At 70.7% G+C, this 15,210-nt stretch carries 16 protein-coding genes; 7 read left to right on the forward strand and 9 right to left on the reverse strand.

What is annotated here, in order from left to right; genetic code table 11:
- Positions 1-17: 17 nt before the first annotated feature.
- Positions 18-710: a hemolysin III family protein gene (locus Q0818_RS04045; RefSeq protein ID WP_298873124.1), complete on the reverse strand. Its 693-nt coding sequence runs from the start codon at positions 708-710 to the stop codon at positions 18-20.
- A gap of 156 nt (positions 711-866) precedes the next feature.
- On the opposite strand from Q0818_RS04045, the gene Q0818_RS04050 reads away from it, so the two are divergent.
- Positions 867-1,649, forward strand: a complete 783-nt coding sequence (locus Q0818_RS04050; RefSeq protein ID WP_298871750.1) for an isoprenyl transferase — start codon at positions 867-869, stop codon at positions 1,647-1,649.
- 250 nt (positions 1,650-1,899) lie between these two features.
- Complete coding sequence (locus tag Q0818_RS04055; protein WP_298871753.1) at positions 1,900-3,261, forward strand: PhoH family protein; 1,362 nt, start codon at positions 1,900-1,902, stop codon at positions 3,259-3,261.
- Between the two features lie 316 nt (positions 3,262-3,577).
- On the opposite strand, the gene Q0818_RS04060 is transcribed toward Q0818_RS04055, so the two are convergent.
- The 7 genes from Q0818_RS04060 to xseA form a co-directional block, all read right to left on the reverse strand.
- Positions 3,578-4,234, reverse strand: a complete 657-nt coding sequence (locus Q0818_RS04060; RefSeq protein WP_298871756.1) for a response regulator transcription factor — start codon at positions 4,232-4,234, stop codon at positions 3,578-3,580.
- Positions 4,231-5,646 carry a HAMP domain-containing sensor histidine kinase gene (locus Q0818_RS04065; RefSeq protein ID WP_298871758.1) on the reverse strand — a complete coding sequence of 472 codons (1,416 nt, stop codon included), beginning with the start codon at positions 5,644-5,646 and terminating at the stop codon, positions 4,231-4,233. Before Q0818_RS04065 ends, Q0818_RS04060 begins: the two co-directional genes overlap by 4 nt.
- Positions 5,647-5,704: 58 nt before the next feature.
- A complete protein-coding gene (locus Q0818_RS04070; RefSeq protein ID WP_298871760.1) occupies positions 5,705-7,099 on the reverse strand; it encodes a class II fumarate hydratase in 1,395 nt (464 codons plus the stop codon).
- Positions 7,100-7,161: 62 nt separating this feature from the next.
- Positions 7,162-7,806: a carbonic anhydrase gene (locus Q0818_RS04075; RefSeq protein ID WP_298873125.1), complete on the reverse strand. Its 645-nt coding sequence runs from the start codon at positions 7,804-7,806 to the stop codon at positions 7,162-7,164.
- A gap of 8 nt (positions 7,807-7,814) precedes the next feature.
- Entirely contained in the window at positions 7,815-8,447 is a 633-nt protein-coding gene (locus tag Q0818_RS04080; protein ID WP_298871762.1) for a DUF4245 family protein, read from the reverse strand.
- The gene (locus Q0818_RS04085; RefSeq protein ID WP_298871764.1) at positions 8,447-8,677 is read right to left on the reverse strand and encodes an exodeoxyribonuclease VII small subunit; all 231 of its coding nucleotides are present in this window, start codon (positions 8,675-8,677) and stop codon (positions 8,447-8,449) included. The genes Q0818_RS04080 and Q0818_RS04085 overlap by 1 nt, the downstream gene beginning before the upstream one ends.
- A 10-nt stretch (positions 8,678-8,687) precedes the next feature.
- Complete coding sequence (gene xseA, locus Q0818_RS04090; protein WP_298871767.1) at positions 8,688-10,040, reverse strand: exodeoxyribonuclease VII large subunit; 1,353 nt, start codon at positions 10,038-10,040, stop codon at positions 8,688-8,690.
- 127 nt (positions 10,041-10,167) lie between these two features.
- Here xseA and Q0818_RS04095 point away from each other — a divergent pair, with 127 nt between their 5' ends.
- The 5 genes from Q0818_RS04095 (at position 10,168) to Q0818_RS04115 (ending at position 13,696) form a co-directional block, all read left to right on the forward strand.
- Positions 10,168-11,229, forward strand: coding sequence for a 4-hydroxy-3-methylbut-2-enyl diphosphate reductase (locus Q0818_RS04095; RefSeq protein WP_298871770.1), 1,062 nt, complete (start codon positions 10,168-10,170; stop codon positions 11,227-11,229).
- Positions 11,226-11,807: a DUF6264 family protein gene (locus Q0818_RS04100; protein ID WP_298871772.1), complete on the forward strand. Its 582-nt coding sequence runs from the start codon at positions 11,226-11,228 to the stop codon at positions 11,805-11,807. The genes Q0818_RS04095 and Q0818_RS04100 overlap by 4 nt, the downstream gene beginning before the upstream one ends.
- A gap of 55 nt (positions 11,808-11,862) precedes the next feature.
- The gene (locus Q0818_RS04105; RefSeq protein ID WP_298871775.1) at positions 11,863-12,366 is read left to right on the forward strand and encodes a sigma-70 family RNA polymerase sigma factor; all 504 of its coding nucleotides are present in this window, start codon (positions 11,863-11,865) and stop codon (positions 12,364-12,366) included.
- Complete coding sequence (locus Q0818_RS04110) at positions 12,363-13,064, forward strand: zf-HC2 domain-containing protein (protein WP_298871778.1); 702 nt, start codon at positions 12,363-12,365, stop codon at positions 13,062-13,064. The genes Q0818_RS04105 and Q0818_RS04110 overlap by 4 nt, the downstream gene beginning before the upstream one ends.
- A gap of 86 nt (positions 13,065-13,150) precedes the next feature.
- Positions 13,151-13,696, forward strand: coding sequence for an MOSC domain-containing protein (locus tag Q0818_RS04115; protein WP_298871781.1), 546 nt, complete (start codon positions 13,151-13,153; stop codon positions 13,694-13,696).
- Between the two features lie 391 nt (positions 13,697-14,087).
- On the opposite strand, the gene fbaA is transcribed toward Q0818_RS04115, so the two are convergent.
- Positions 14,088-15,116 carry a class II fructose-bisphosphate aldolase gene (gene fbaA, locus Q0818_RS04120; protein WP_144785501.1) on the reverse strand — a complete coding sequence of 343 codons (1,029 nt, stop codon included), beginning with the start codon at positions 15,114-15,116 and terminating at the stop codon, positions 14,088-14,090.
- Positions 15,117-15,210 lie beyond the last annotated feature (94 nt).

Raw genomic sequence — 15,210 nt, forward strand, 5'->3', positions numbered from 1 at the left:
TCTGGCGAGTCGCGCGGTCAGCCGCCGTGGTACGCCGGGGCGAGGGCGATCAGCAGGCAGGCCGTCCAGTGGCACAGGAACGCCAGCACCGTGCAGACGTGGAAGATCTCGTGGAAGCCGAAGTGCCCGGGCCAGGGGTTGGGCTTCTTCAGGGCGTAGATGATTGCGCCCGCGGTGTAGAGCAGTCCGCCCACCACGACGAGCACCATCATGGCGACGTTCGCCGCCAGCAGGTCGCCGAGATACATCACCGCCGCCCATCCCAGGGCGAGGTAGAGGGCGACGTAGAGCCAGCGCGGGGCGTTGATCCAGAACACCCGGAACAGGATGCCGAGCAGCGCACCGCCCCACACGATCGACAGCAGGAGCACGGTCTTCGGCGTCGGCAGGGCGAGCACGGCGAGCGGCGTGTAGGTTCCGGCGATGAGCAGGAGGATGTTCGCGTGGTCGATGCGCTTGAGCACGGCCAGGGTCTTCGGCTTCCAGTGGAAGCGGTGGTAGAGCGCGGAGTTCCCGAACAGCAGCATCGACGTCGCCATGAACACCGCCGCCGCCCACTTGCCGGGGGCGCCCTGCGCGAGGGCGATGAGCACGATCCCCGCGGCGATCGCCACCGGGAACGTCCCCGCGTGGATCCACCCGCGCCAGGTGGGCTTCAGCTCCGCCTGCGCACCCACGGCTCCGGCTTCGAGGAGGGGGAGCTGGGGCATCTCGGGGCCGTCGGCCGGGCTTCGGGGGGTCACTCCTCGACAGTACGTCCGCTCCTATGCCGCGGGCGGAACATGGGAGCAGCACTCACCCTTCCCCCAGGAAGTGCCACCCGGATCCGATGCGGCCGGAGGCCCCCGACGCGGTAGCGTAGGCGGGTGGCGCGCGTGTGGAAGAACGAGGGGCGGGGCCCGCTCTATCGTCTCTACATCTCGCGCCTGCGTCGCCGCATGCCGGCCACGGTGCCCCACCACGTGGCCATGATGATCGACGGCAACCGGCGTTGGGCGCGGCAGCTCGGCTACGACAGCGCCGCCCACGGGCACCGCGCCGGCGCGGCCAAGATGCACGAGTTCCTCCGATGGTGCGACGACCTCGGTATCGAGGTGGTGTCGCTCTACCTCCTCTCGAACGACAACCTCGTCAAACGCGACAGCAAAGAGCTGCAGGACCTGCTCGAGATCATCGCCGAACTCGCCGGAGAGCTCTCCCGCGAGCCGAACTGGCGCGTCCAGCACGTCGGTCGCGCCGAAGGGCTCCCCCCGGAGCTCGCCGAGGTGCTGCACGAGGCCACGGAGCGCACGCGCGGGCACAGGGGACTGCACGTGAATCTCGCCGTCGGCTACGGCGGTCGCAGCGAGATCGTGGATGCCGTGCGCTCGATCATCGTCAAGCACGACGAGTCGGGCGGGTCGCTCGAAGAGCTGGCCGACAGTCTCACGCCCGAGCAGATCGGCGAGCACCTGTACACCGGTGGCCAGGCCGATCCGGACCTGGTGATCCGCACGTCGGGGGAGCAGCGCCTGAGCGATTTCCTGCTCTGGCAGTCCGCGCACTCGGAGTTCTACTTCGTCGAGGCGCTCGGTCCCGACCTGCGCGAGGTCGACTTCCTCCGCGCGATCCGCGACTTCGCGGCGCGCGATCGACGCTTCGGCCAGTGACGCCGACCGTCGTCGCGGCCGCGGGCCGTGGCATCCCGGACTAAACCATCTGCCGGGACGAACCCCCGTGTTCCCGGTGTTCACGAACTCGTCACATTCGCGGCGTGTTAACGACCCTGAGCGGTGTCCGGGGGACGTACGGTGATCACATCGGACACGGAGTCCGGTCGAGTCGACCTTCGGATCGCGACTCGTGACCCACAGGTCGACTCGTGACAACCGGGTGAAACACCCGGGTCGGGAGTGGGTTGTGACTGCACGAGCACCGTACGACCAGCGTCGCGTCGTCGAGAGCACCGAGTCCGAAGCGGGGGCCGATCAGGCGCTCCGCACGTACGTCCTGGACACCTCCGTCCTTCTGAGCGACCCGCGGGCGTTCTTCCGGTTCGCCGAGAACTCCGTCGTGATCCCCGTCGTGGTGATCATGGAGCTCGAGGGCAAACGTCACGATCCCGAGATCGGGTATTTCGCCCGCCAGGCTCTGCGCCACCTCGACGAGCTGCGCATCGAGCATGGCCGGCTCGACTTCCCGGTCCCCGTCGGCGAAGACGGCACGCTGCGCGTCGAGTTGAACAACACCGATCCGTCGGTCCTGCCGTCGGGCATGCGCACGGGCGGCAACGACAGCCGCATCCTCGCGGTGGCCATGAACATCGCCAAGGACGGCGCCGAGGTCACGGTGGTGTCGAAGGATCTGCCGATGCGCGTGAAGGCGGCATCCCTGGGTCTGGCGACCGAGGAGTACCTCGCCGAGCAGGCGATGGACTCGGGATGGACGGGGATCGCCTCGATCGACGTCTCGGGCGACGAGATCACCGACCTGTACGAGAGCGAGGTCGCCGTCAGCGACGCGGTGGTCGGGCTCCCCGTGAACACCGGGCTCATCATCCACTCGGAGCGCGGATCGGCCCTGGGTCGCGTGACCGGCAAGGGGCAGTTCCGCCTCGTCCGCGGCGACCGTGACGCCTTCGGCCTGCACGGGCGCTCGGCGGAGCAGCGGATCGCCCTCGACCTGCTGCTCGACCCCGAGGTCGGCATCGTGTCGCTCGGCGGCCGGGCCGGCACCGGGAAGTCGGCCCTCGCGCTGTGCGCGGCACTGGAGGCCGTGCTCGAACGCCAGCAGCAGAAGAAGATCATCGTGTTCCGCCCGCTCTTCGCGGTCGGTGGGCAGGAGCTCGGCTACCTCCCGGGCGATCAGGCCGAGAAGATGGGGCCCTGGGGCCAGGCGGTGTTCGACACGCTGGGGTCCGTGGTGTCGGGCAACGTCCTCGAAGAGGTGCTGGCGCGCGGGCTGCTCGAGGTGCTTCCGCTGACGCACATCCGCGGTCGGTCGCTGCACGACGCGTTCGTGATCGTCGACGAGGCGCAGTCGCTCGAGCGCAACGTGCTGCTCACGGTGCTCAGCCGCATCGGTCAGAACTCGCGCGTGGTGCTCACGCACGACGTCGGGCAGCGCGACAACCTGCGCGTCGGTCGCCACGACGGTGTCGCCTCGGTGATCGAGACCCTGAAGGGTCACGGACTGTTCGGGCACGTCACGCTCACGCGCTCGGAGCGCTCCGCCATCGCCGCATTGGTGACGGAGCTGTTGGAGGCCGGCGAACTGTCCTGATTGCATGACGGAGGAAGGGCCGGGATGCCGTGGCACCCCGGCCCTTCCTCCGTGCGGGCGCTCGGCGGACGTTCCGCGCCGGGGACTCGGATGAGAAGGTTCTCATCTGCGGCTCCCCGGGCTCTCACGAACGACGGACAGAGTGGTCACATCGGCGAGGGAGACCTCGCCACCGCCCCGGCGGTTCCCCCCAAGGAAACACGAGGTCCGTTCGCGCAGGTCACCGCTCTTCGGGTGAGTCGGAAGACCACCGACGCGATCTCCCTCGAAAACCCCCGGTCGATCCCCCCACCGGGGGTTTTCGGGGTTCCAGGAGTCACTCCCAGCGATAACCCGCCCCGCGTACGGTGACGATGTGGGCGGGTCCCACCTTCGCCCGCAGGTAGCGGACGTACACGTCGACGACGTTCGACGCGGGGTCGAAGTCGAGACTCCACACCCGGCTCAGCAACTGTTCGCGCGAGAGCACCTGACCCGCGTGCCGGATGAACTCCTCGGCGAGGGCGAACTCCCGCGCGCTGAGGTCGATCTCGCGGCCACCCACGGTCGCGCGGCGCGCCAGGATGTCGAGCGACACGTCGCCGTGCGCCACGGTCATCGTGCCCTGGGTGACCGGTTCGCGCAGCCGGGATCGGACGCGGGCGAGCAGCTCATCGAACTTGAACGGCTTCGCCACGTAGTCGTTCGCGCCCGCGTCGAGGCCGTCGACGGTGTCACGCGTGCTCGTCCGGGCGGTGAGCATGATCACCGGCAGGGTGGATCCCTGCCCGCGCAGGCTCCGCAAGACCTCGAAGCCGTCGAGGGAGGGCAGCCCGACGTCGAGCAGCACGAGGTCGACCTCTCCCGAGAGGGCCGTGTCGAGCGCCTCGGCGCCGTCGTCGACGATCAGCGTCTGATAGCCGGCCGCCTCCAGGCCCTTCGCGACGAAGGCCGAGATGCGGTCTTCGTCTTCGGCGATGAGGATGCGGGTCATCCGGTGGCCTCTCTCTGCATGACGACGTCGCCGGCGCGCACGGGCGTCGGGAGCGCGGCGGGCGACTGCGCCCCCGTGAGCGGGATGTGGAGCGTGAAGGTGGCGCCTCCGCCCGGCGTGTCGCCGATCGAGCAGTGTCCGTCGTGCGCCTTGGCGATGGCATCGACGATCGAGAGTCCGAGTCCCGAACCGTCGACGCCGCGCCGCGTCGACAGGCGGTCGAACCGGCGGAAGACCCGATGCCGCGCGGCCGGGGGGATGCCGGGACCGTGGTCGCGAATCCACAGGTGCGCGACGGTGTCGTCGGCGGTGCTGCCGATCTCGATCGGCGCCGCCTCGGGCGTGTACTTCGCGGCGTTGTCGGCGAGCTGCAGCCACGCCTGCACCAGGCGGTCGGCGTCTCCCTCGATCCGGACGCGTGCACGCTGGGCCACGCTCCACGGGTGACCGGGAAGGGCGCCTGCGAGCTCCGCCACGCGATCGGTGAGGGCGGCGACGTCGATCACCTCGCTCGACAGGGCATTGGCCTCGACGTCGGCGAGGGTGTCGATGTCGTCGACCAGCCGGGTGAGGCGGTCGAGCTCGGCGATGCCGAGCTGCCGCGTCTCGGCGACGTCGTGAGGATCGGCCGGATCCATCATCTCGAGATGCCCGCGGACGATGGTGATGGGCGTTTTGAGCTCGTGCCGGACGTCGTCGAGGAGTTGTCGCTGCGCGTCGACCGACATCGCGAGGCGGTCGAGCATGGAGTTGACCGACGTGGTGAGGTCGGAGATCTCGTCGTTGCCGTGTGCGCGCAACCGCGTGCCCAGATCGTCGATCGTGATGGCGTCCGCCGTGTCTCGTAGGCGCTTCAGGGGGGAGAAGAGCCGTCCGGTGACGAACCACCCGACCGCGCCCACGACGAGCAGCACCGCGAGCGCCGTGGAGGCGTAGGTGACGGATGACAGGGCGACCAGCTCCATGCGCTGGTCGATCGAGATGACCTGGACGGCGTAGCCGCCGGATGCCGCAGCGGCGGCGTACAGGACCGGCCCGCGGGCGCTCTCCAGACGCCCGGTGAGTCGTCCGTCGGCGATGGCGCGATCGAGGGCTTCCACGAGTCCCGGGTCGTCGCCGACGGCGAGGCCGGGAGGCGACGGGGTCGCGGTGAGGACACGCGCGCCGTCGATCGCGAGCGTGCCGTCGGTGCGGCCGGGGATCACGGCGTCGACGAGGTCGGCCGCCGACTCGTCGCTGGTGGCGACCGAGGCCACGAAACCGTCGAGCTGTCGCTGCGCGTTGGCCAGCACCCTGTCGCGTTGGACGAGGAAGGTGACGCCGCCGGCGACGATCATGCCGAGAAGCACGACGCCGAGGAGCGCCCCGAGGAGTCGCACCCGCGTCGAGACAGGTCTCGTCGCGGGGCTCATCCTCCGATTATGGCGCGCCTCGGCGTCGGAAGTGGCGTCGGGGACGGTGCGTGCGAACTCAGCCCGGGTGGGTCATCGACAGCAGATCGAGCTTGGCGTCGAGCACCTCTTCGGTGATCTCACCGCGCTCCACGTAGCCGAGGTCGATGACGGCCTCGCGGACCGTGATGCCCTTCGCCACGGAGTGCTTGGCGATCTTGGCCGAGGCCTCGTACCCGATGACCTTGTTCAGCGGCGTGACGATCGACGGCGACATGCCGGCGAACGCCTCGGCGCGGGCGACGTTGGCCTCGAGACCGTCGATCGTCTTGTCGGCGAGCACGCGCATCGCGTTGGAGAGCAGGCGGATCGACTCCAGCAACGCCGTGCCCATCACGGGGATCGCGACATTCAGCTCGAACGAGCCCGAGGCGCCGGCCCAGGCGACGGTGGCGTCGTTGCCGATGACTCGCGCGCACACCATGAGCGTGGCCTCGGGCACGACCGGGTTGACCTTGCCGGGCATGATCGAGGAGCCGGGCTGCAGGTCGGGGATGTGGAGCTCGCCGAGGCCGGTGTTGGGGCCCGAACCCATCCAGCGGATGTCATTGTTGATCTTCGTGAGCGACACCGCGATCGTGCGGAGCGCTCCGGAGGCCTCGACCAGTCCGTCGCGGTTGGCCTGCGCCTCGAAGTGGTCCTTCGCCTCGGTGATGGGCAGCTCGGTCTCGGCCGCGAGCAGCTCGATGACCTTCTGCGGGAAGCCGAGGGGGGTGTTGATGCCCGTGCCGACGGCGGTGCCGCCGAGGGGCACTTCGCCGACGCGGGGGAGGACGGCCTGCACGCGCTCGATGCCCAGACGCATCTGCCGCGCGTAGCCGCCGAACTCCTGGCCCAGGGTGACGGGCGTGGCATCCATCAGGTGGGTGCGGCCCGACTTCACGATGCCCTTCCACGCCTCGGCCTTGGCCTCGAGGGCGACCGAGAGGTGCTCGAGCGCGGGGACGAGGTCGGTGATGAGGGCCTGGGTCACGGCGATGTGGACCGAGGTCGGGAAGACGTCGTTCGACGACTGCGAGGCGTTCACGTGGTCGTTGGGGTGCACGGTCGAGCCCAGGATGCCGGTGGCCAGCGTCGCCAGCACCTCGTTCATGTTCATGTTCGAGGAGGTGCCGCTACCGGTCTGGTAGGTGTCGACCGGGAAGTGCGCGTCGTGTCGACCGGTGACGACCTCGTCGGCCGCCTGAGCGATCGCGTCGGCGATGGCGCCGTCGAGGGTGCCCAGCTCCTTGTTGGCGAGGGCGGCGGCCTTCTTGACGCGCGCGAGGGCGGCGATCTGCGTCGATTCGAGGCCCGAGCCCGAGATGGGGAAGTTCTCGACCGCGCGCTGGGTCTGCGCGGCGTAGAGGGCGTCTTTGGGTACCCGCACCTCACCCATGGTGTCGTGTTCGATGCGGTACTCGATGTCGGTCACGTCGTCGTTCCTCCAGGTCGTTCGGTCGGTTCTCAGGTGCGCGGTTCTCGGATGCGCGGTTCTCAGACGCGCGGGTCGTCGACGTCGCCCACGATGACGACGGGGAAGGCTTCTCCCTCGTCGAGACGGTAGTTCGCGCCCACGACGGCGGTGCGGCCCTCGGCCACGGCTTCGCTGATCAGCTCCGAGGCGCGGAGCAGGTCGGCCACCGTGTGGCGGAGGTGCTCGCGACCCACCAGTTCGGGGTCGACGTGGTCGGGCAGGTGCCCGTCGACGGCGCTCTCGCGCTGGACGCGGCGCACGGCCGGCACGATCGGCGCGATCTGGCGCCAGATGTAGGCGGGGAGGGTGGGCGCGTCGACGCCCGTGCTGTCGATCGCCGCCCCCACGGCGCCGCACGCGTCGTGCGCGAGAACCACGATGAGCGGGACCTCGAGCACGCCCACGGCGTATTCGAGGCTGCCGATGACCGAGTCGGAGATGACCTGGCCGGCGTTGCGGACGACGAAGAGGTCGCCGAGGCCCTCGTCGAAGATGATCTCAGCGGCCAGACGCGAGTCGGAGCAACCGAAGAGCGCGGCGGTCGGATGCTGCGAGCTGGCGAGCTCGGCGCGACGCTCGACGTCTTGACGGGGGTGAGCGGGTTCACCGGCGACGAAGCGCCGGTTGCCCTCCACCATCTGCTGCCACACCTGACGGGGGGTCATGCGCTCGCTCACGGGACCTCTCTCAACTGCTCGATCTGGGACGTGACGGATGCGGCCGCCAGGGCCGCGGTCTCGGGTGCGGCGTCGCCGTAGACGAGCACGTAGTCCGGGCCGGCCGGGGTGGCCAGGGCGTAGTCGATGTTGCCCGTCCCCGAGGGGTTGGAGGGGCGGTAGACGTTCCAGGTGATGCCGTCGATGTCGACGGTCTCGGTGCTGCGGGTGCCGTCGAGCACCTGGCCGACCCAGTTCTCGTCGGCGTCGAACCCCTGCGCGACGCGGAGGAACCCCGACTCGCCGGAGCGCACGTAGACCATGGTCCAGGCTTCGGTGCCGCCGACGCCCTCGGTGGTGGCCTGGTTGACCCGCCACCCCTCGCCGAGCGACGGCGAGAGCACGGGGCGCCCGAGGTCCGTTTCGATCTCAGCCGCGAGGGCGGGCACGTCGGGGGCCGGCGGGGGCGTCGGCTCGCCGCGCGGGACGCCGGCGACCACGACGAAGACGACGGCGACCGTCACCAGCAGGGCGGCGATGAGGTTGCGGAAGGTCTTGCTCGAGCGGTACCGGCGGGAGGCCTCGGCCTTGCGGTCGGCGGTCTCCTGCGGGGTCTCGGGGCGGCCGAGGTGGGCGACGACGCGGGCCATCAGTCGTCGTCTCCTTCGCCGCGTGCGGCGTCGAGACGGCGCTTGGCGCCGAGCAGCCACTCCTCGCAGCGGGCGTAGAGCTTCTCGCCGCGCTCCCAGAGGGCCAGGGACTCCTCGAGCGTCGGAGCGCCCTGTTCGAGCTCGGCGACGACGCGCACGAGCTCGTCGCGAGCCTGCTCGAAGGAGAGGGTGGCGACGTCGGCGGCGGGGCCGGGGGTCGTCGCGGTCATGGCATCCATTCTAGGCGGCCCCGTCGGCCGGACCGGCGTCGGGTGCCTCGTCGTCGAACGGAGCGGGAGCGGGGGAGGAGCCGTGGGGGACGGCATCCGCGACGACGCCCTCCGAGGTCGTCGCGACCGTGCCCTGTTCGAGCGTCAGCCGCAGCGCCGTGCCCGCGGGGGCGTCGGCCGCGTCGCGCAGGACGGCGCCGTCGGGTAGCTGCGCGATCGCATAGCCCCGTGCCAGGGTGGCCAGCGGCGACAGAGCGCGCAGGCCCGCGCTCAGCTCGCGCGTGCGCCGCCGCTCGCTCTCGAGGCGGCGGTCGACGATGTCGCGGCCGCGGTTGGACAGCATCCACAGCTCCTGCGCACGCGAGGTGAGCATGGAGTGGGGAGTGCGCAGCGCGGGACGTGAACGGATCTGCTCGAGCTGAGCGATGTCGTGCACCACGCGCTGCGTGAGGCGCCCGGTCAGCCGCGCGCGCAGCTGGGCGACCAGCGCGCGCTGCTCGCTCACGTCGGGTACGACGCGTTTGGCCGCGTCGGTCGGCGTCGAAGCCCGCACGTCGGCGACCTCGTCGAGCAGGGGGCGGTCGTTCTCGTGCCCGATGGCGCTGACGACCGGCGTGGATGCCGCGGCCACCGCGCGCAGCAGGCGCTCGTCGCTGAAGCCGAGCAGCGTCTGCGGGTCGCCGCCGCCGCGTGCGATCACGATCACGTCGACCTCGGGGTCGGCATCCAGGGCCTTCAGGGCGGCGATGGTCTCGGGGACGCACCGGTCGCCCTGCACCGCCGCGTGCTTCGTGCGGAAGTGCACGCGCGGCCAGCGCAGCTCGGCATTGCGGTGCACGTCTTTCTCGGCATCCGAGTTCTCGCCCGTGATGAGGCCGATGCACTGCGGCAGGAACGGCAGGCGCTTCTTCCGCGCGGGGTCGAAGAGCCCCTCGGAGCGCAGCTGCACGCGCAGGCGCTCGAGGCGCTCGAGCTGTTCGCCCAGGCCCACGTGGCGCATCGCCGAGATCGCGAACGAGAAATCGCCCGTGCGGGGGAAGTAATCGGCCTTGACGCACGCCACGACGTGATCGCCCACCTGCAGGTCTTTCGGCAGTCGCGCGAGGGTGCTCGACCAGATCCGGAACGAGACCGTCGACTCGGTGCCCAGGTCTTTCAGACGCCCGAAGACGTTGCCGCCGCGGCGGTTGAACGAGGTGATCTCGCCCTCGACCCACACCGAACCCCACCGTTCGATGAAGCCGCGGATGGTGTCGTTCAAGCGCGAGACGGAGGTGGGCGCGTCGGTGCGCGAATCGCGGGGGTGAACGCTGTCGGCCGGTGGGGCCTGACCGGGGATGGTCTCGGGCTGGAAGGAGGTCATGTCATCGGCTCGGATGCGCGCCGGTGGCGGCGGGAGGGGCGGGGAGGGGAGGGGGTCATCGTATCCGTGCGGGTCGCGGTGGGGGAGGTTCGGCCGGCGTCCAGGGGCGCCCCCGTAGAATCGAGGGGTGAGCTCACCTGCCGTCCACCTGCCCGTTCCCCGTATCCCGGGTCGACGCGGGCGGCTCCAGGATATCCCCGTCGACGGACAGAAGAAGGTGCTGTTGGCGGCGCCGCGCGGATACTGCGCGGGTGTCGACCGCGCCGTGATCGCCGTCGAGAAGGCCCTCGAGCGCTACGGCGCTCCGGTGTACGTGCGCAAGCAGATCGTGCACAACATCCACGTCGTCACCGAGCTCGAGAAGAAGGGTGCGATCTTCGTCGAAGAGGTCGACGAGGTCCCCTCGGGCGCGCACGTCGTCTTCAGCGCCCACGGCGTGTCACCGGCCGTGGTGTCGGCGGCATCCGATCGGGGCCTCCAGGCCATCGACGCGACCTGCCCCCTCGTCACGAAGGTGCACCGCGAGGCCGTGCGCTTCGCGCGCGACGACTTCGAGATCCTGCTGATCGGCCACGAGGGCCACGAAGAGGTCGAGGGCACGGCGGGCGAGGCTCCCGAGCACGTCACCGTCGTCAACTCGCCCGACCACGCCGACACCATCGAGGTGCGCGACCCCTCGAAGGTCGTGTGGCTGTCGCAGACCACGCTGTCGGTCGACGAGACGATGGAGACCGTCCGGCGCCTCCGCGAGCGCTTCCCGGAGCTGCAGGATCCGCCCTCCGACGACATCTGCTACGCCACGCAGAACCGCCAGGTCGCGATCAAGAAGGTCGCCGTCGGTGCCGATCTCGTGATCGTGGTCGGCTCGGCGAACTCCTCGAACAGCGTGCGTCTGGTCGAGGTCGCCCTGGAGCACGGCGCGAAGGCCGCGTACCGCGTCGACTACGTCGACGAGGTCAAGCAGGAGTGGCTCGAGGGCGTGCAGACGGTCGGCGTGACCAGCGGCGCCTCGGTGCCCGAGGTGCTCGTCACCGAGGTGCTCGAGGAACTCGCCGGCGCCGGCTACCGCGACGTCGAAGAGGTGCGCACCGCCGAGGAGGACCTCATCTTCTCGCTCCCCAAGGAGCTGCGGCAGGATGCCAGCGGCAAGCGCGACAACCGGGCCCTCGGCGGTCGGGGTCGCGCGTGAGCGACGACTCCGGCGTGCCTGCCCCGGGCGCGGAGCGTCCGCGCCCGCAGTTCGGGGAGTACGCCACGCCCGAGGAGCAGAGGGCGCGCATCCAGCGACCCGAGGTGACCGAGGCGCTCGAGGCGGGTGTCGCCCCGCAGCCGGAGCGGGAGTCGCCGGCCGCCGCGAAGGCTCCCGTGGCCCTGGCCGCGCCCGCCACCGGTGGGGCGCGCGTCGACCGCATCGTGACCTTCGGCCTGTTGTTCTACGGCCTGTTCTCGGTGGTCACGACCATCGTCCAGCTGCTGAACTTCCCCGAGTATGCGGAGCGCGGCGCCCAGATGCTGGGCGTGACGGCGACGTTCACCAACCTCTCGGCCGGATACGTCTGGGGCGCCGCTGCCGCCCTGGTGTACGGCGTCGGGTGGCTGCTCACGGCGGTCTTCACCTGGCGGCGTCTGCGCCGCGGCCGGATCGCGTTCTGGGTCCCCCTCGTCGGCTTCGTCGCGACGGCGCTCGTCGCCGGTGTCTGCGTGACGATGGCCCTCGTCGGTGACGCGCAGTTCATGTCGGCGATCCTCGACAGCGTCCCGAACTGAACCGCGAGGCCCGGCATCCCGTGTCCCCTGTGAACGAGGGAGAGGGGATGCCGCGGTGAGAGACGATCACGCGCAGCTGACGGCGCTGTACGACGCGCACGCCACCCCCGTCTGGCGCTACGTCGTGAGCCTGACCGGCGATCACGCCGGCGCCGACGACATCGTGCAGGAGACCCTGCTCCGTGCGTGGCGGACGCCGCGCGTGATGAGCGACGACCCGGCATCGCTGCGGTCGTGGATGTACACGGTCGCCCGCAATCTCGTGATCGACGAGGCGCGCAGTGCGCGGCGGCGGCACGAGCATCCCGTCGACGAGCTCCCCGAGACGGCGCGGAGCGATGACACGGATGCCATGTTCGACGCGCTCCTCGTCGAGGAAGCGCTCGCGACCCTCACCCCCGACCATCGGGCGGTCATCGTCAGCGCCTACTACGGAGGGCGCAGCGTCGCCCAGACGGCGGAGGAACTCGGCATCCCCTCCGGGACCGTCAAGTCGCGATTGCACTACGCGGTGCGAGCGCTGCGGCTCGCCCTGCAGGAGAGAGGGGTGACCCGGTGAACGTCGACCACGAGCGTCTGTCGAGCTGGGACGGCGCCTACGTGCTCGGAGCGCTGTCGGCACCCGACCGCGCGGAGTTCGAGGCCCACCTGGTCGTGTGCGCGGAGTGCCGCGCCGCGGTCGCAGAGATCGCGCCGACGGCGGGGCTGCTGTCGCGGCTGTCGGCCGACCGCGCGCGGGGCATCGACGCGGGCACCGGACCGGCGCCGGTGGCCGCGCCCGATCCCGCGCTGCGCGGCCGGGTCGTGCAGGCCGCTCGGCGTCGTCGTCGGCGACGGATCACGGGGTGGGCGCTCGCGGCATCCATCGCCCTGGTCGCGGTCGCCGTTCCGGGCGTCGTCGCGCTGAACAGCGCCGTGTCGTCGTCGGGAACGGTGTACGCGTTGGACGGCGTGTCGGGCGCACCGCTGGAGGCGTCGGTCAAGCTGACCTCGGCCCCGTGGGGCACGCGCATCGACCTCGTGTGCCAGTACACCGGTGAGGTGCTCGACGCTCCTCCCGGGGGGTGGCCGTACGCGCTCGCCATCACCGACGACTCGGGATCCACGAGCGTGCTGTCGACGTGGCGCGCCGGCCCGGGATCGACGACCGAACTGAGCGCGGGAACCGATCTGGCGGCCGCCGACATCGGATCGGTGGAGATCCGCACCCTCGACGGCGACACGGTCGTCATGCGGCGGGAGTTCACCACGCCGTGAGGCGCGGACCCCGTCGTGATGCGGCGGGCGTGTGCGATGCCGAGACGTGGTGCGGCCGCCCTGCGCCGACGCTCTAGCATCGATCCATGCCCCGTCTCGTCGCCGTCTGCGCCGTTCGTGAATTGCATCCGGATGCCGGGTCCGTCGGCGTGACCGCGATCGACAAGCGCGCACTCGACGGCGCCGTGCGCGTGGGCAAGCTCGGGGTGCGCGCCGATGTGCAGGCGAGCCGGAAGCATCACGGCGGCCCCGACAAGGCGGTCTACGCCTACGCGGCGGAGGACGCCGCGTTCTGGGAGGGCGAGCTCGGCCGCGAGCTGCACCCGGGATGGTTCGGGGAGAACCTGCGCGTGGAGGGCATCGACGTCAACAACGCCCGCATCGGCGAGGTGTGGCGCATCGGTGACGCCGTCGAGGTGGAGGTGACGATGCCCCGCACGCCCTGCGCGACCTTCGCACGCTGGGTCGGCGGCGCGGCGGCACGCGGATGGGTCAAGCGGTTCTCCGACGAGGGGCGTCTGGGCGCTTATCTGCGCGTGCGTCGCGCGGGCGAGGTGCGCGCGGGGGATGCCGTCGAGGTCGTGTCGTCGCCGGAGGGAGCGCCGACCGTGCTCGAGGTGTATCGCAGCTGAGCCGCGGGCCGTCGGGCGTGCGCGCCGGTGCCGGGGGATCGGCCGACGGTGGGCGTGCGCGCCATTGGGGCGGCTGTGCACGACGGCGGGAAGTTTTGGCGACACGCCGGCCGGCAGGCGTGGGAGGCGGCGAGTCGTCCGTTCGTCCTGCCGTTGTGCGCGGGGGCGTGCGTGGGCGGCGTTGGGTGGGGGCGGTGGGTTTCGGCCGTGGGGCTCGACGGAGGCGGCGAGTCGTCCATTCGTCCAGCCGTTGTGCGCGGGGGCGTGCGTGGGCGGCGTTGGGTGGCGCGGTGCGTTCCGGTCGTGGGGCCCGACGGAGGCGGAGGAGCGTGGCATCCGGAAACGACGAACGCCCCGGCCGGAGCCGGGGCGTTCGTGAGGCGCGAGTGGGTCAGCTCTTCGACTGGCCGTAGGAGCCGAGCTGCTTCGTGGCCTCGACCACGCGGACGGCCATGGCCGACTCGGCGACCTTGCCCCAGGCGCGGGGGTCGTACTGCTTCTTGTTGCCGACCTCGCCGTCGAGCTTGAGCACGCCCTCGTAGTTGGAGAACATGTAGCCCGCGATCGAGCGCGTGAAGGCGTACTGGGTGTCGGTGTCGATGTTCATCTTGACGACGCCGTTGGCGACCGCGAGGGCGATCTCCTCGTCGGTCGAGCCGCTGCCGCCGTGGAAGACGAGGTCGAGGGGCTTGGGGCCGGTGCCGAACTTCGCCGCGATGCCCTCCTGGATCTCACCGAGCAGCTCGGGGCGGAGCTTCACGCCGCCGGGCTTGTACACGCCGTGCACGTTGCCGAAGGTGAGGGCCGAGATGTAGCGGCCGTTCTCGCCGAGGCCGAGGCGCTCGACGGCCTTGGTGACGTCGGCCACCGTCGTGTAGAGCGCCTCGTTGGAGCCCTCGTGCTGCACGCCGTCTTCCTCGCCGCCGACGACACCGACCTCGATCTCGAGGATGGCGTTGATGTTCTTCATGCGGGGGAGAAGCTCGGCCGCGATGTCGATGTTCTCGTCGAGGGGAACGGCCGAGCCGTCCCACATGTGCGACTGGAAGATGGGGTTGCGACCGGCCTTGACCTCTTCTTCGGAGGCCTCCAGCAGCGGGAGCACGAAGCCGGGAAGGGCGTCCTTCGGGCAGTGGTCGGTGTGCAGGGCGACCGTGATCGGGTAGTTCTTCGCGACCTCGGTCACGTACTTGGCGAAGGCGAGGGCGCCGGTGGCGCGGGCCTTGACCGTGTGACCGGCGAAGTAGTCGGCACCACCGGTCGTGACCTGGAGGATGCCGTCGGAGCCGGCCTCGGTCAGGCCCTGGAGCACCGAGTTGATGGTCTGCGAGCTCGAGACGTTGATCGCCGGGTACGCGAAGCCGCCGGCCTTCGCGCGGTCCAGCATGTCGGCGTACTGCTCAGGGGAAGCGACGGGCATGGAGGTGCTCCTTGGTGTTGTCGGGACAACGGTCACTCTAGCGAAGCCGCCGGATCGTGACGGTCCCGCGGCGACAGGAACGCGGCAGTTCTGT

The sequence above is a fragment of the uncultured Microbacterium sp. genome, from assembly GCF_947489255.1.
In the GTDB taxonomy this organism is placed as follows: domain Bacteria; phylum Actinomycetota; class Actinomycetes; order Actinomycetales; family Microbacteriaceae; genus Microbacterium; species Microbacterium phycohabitans.

What these genes read in the sequence shown, in the direction of transcription:
- xseA (WP_298871767.1), bottom strand. Translation starts at nt 10,040, where the DNA reads ATGACCTCCTTCCAGCCCGAGACCATCCCCGGTCAGGCCCCACCGGCC.
- Q0818_RS04065 (WP_298871758.1), bottom strand. Translation starts at nt 5,646, where the DNA reads ATGAGCCCCGCGACGAGACCTGTCTCGACGCGGGTGCGACTCCTCGGG.
- Q0818_RS04115 (WP_298871781.1), top strand. Translation starts at nt 13,151, where the DNA reads ATGCCCCGTCTCGTCGCCGTCTGCGCCGTTCGTGAATTGCATCCGGAT.
- Q0818_RS04085 (WP_298871764.1), bottom strand. Translation starts at nt 8,677, where the DNA reads ATGACCGCGACGACCCCCGGCCCCGCCGCCGACGTCGCCACCCTCTCC.
- Q0818_RS04075 (WP_298873125.1), bottom strand. Translation starts at nt 7,806, where the DNA reads ATGACCCCCCGTCAGGTGTGGCAGCAGATGGTGGAGGGCAACCGGCGC.
- fbaA (WP_144785501.1), bottom strand. Translation starts at nt 15,116, where the DNA reads ATGCCCGTCGCTTCCCCTGAGCAGTACGCCGACATGCTGGACCGCGCG.
- Q0818_RS04045 (WP_298873124.1), bottom strand. Translation starts at nt 710, where the DNA reads ATGCCCCAGCTCCCCCTCCTCGAAGCCGGAGCCGTGGGTGCGCAGGCG.
- Q0818_RS04080 (WP_298871762.1), bottom strand. Translation starts at nt 8,447, where the DNA reads ATGGCCCGCGTCGTCGCCCACCTCGGCCGCCCCGAGACCCCGCAGGAG.
- Q0818_RS04060 (WP_298871756.1), bottom strand. Translation starts at nt 4,234, where the DNA reads ATGACCCGCATCCTCATCGCCGAAGACGAAGACCGCATCTCGGCCTTC.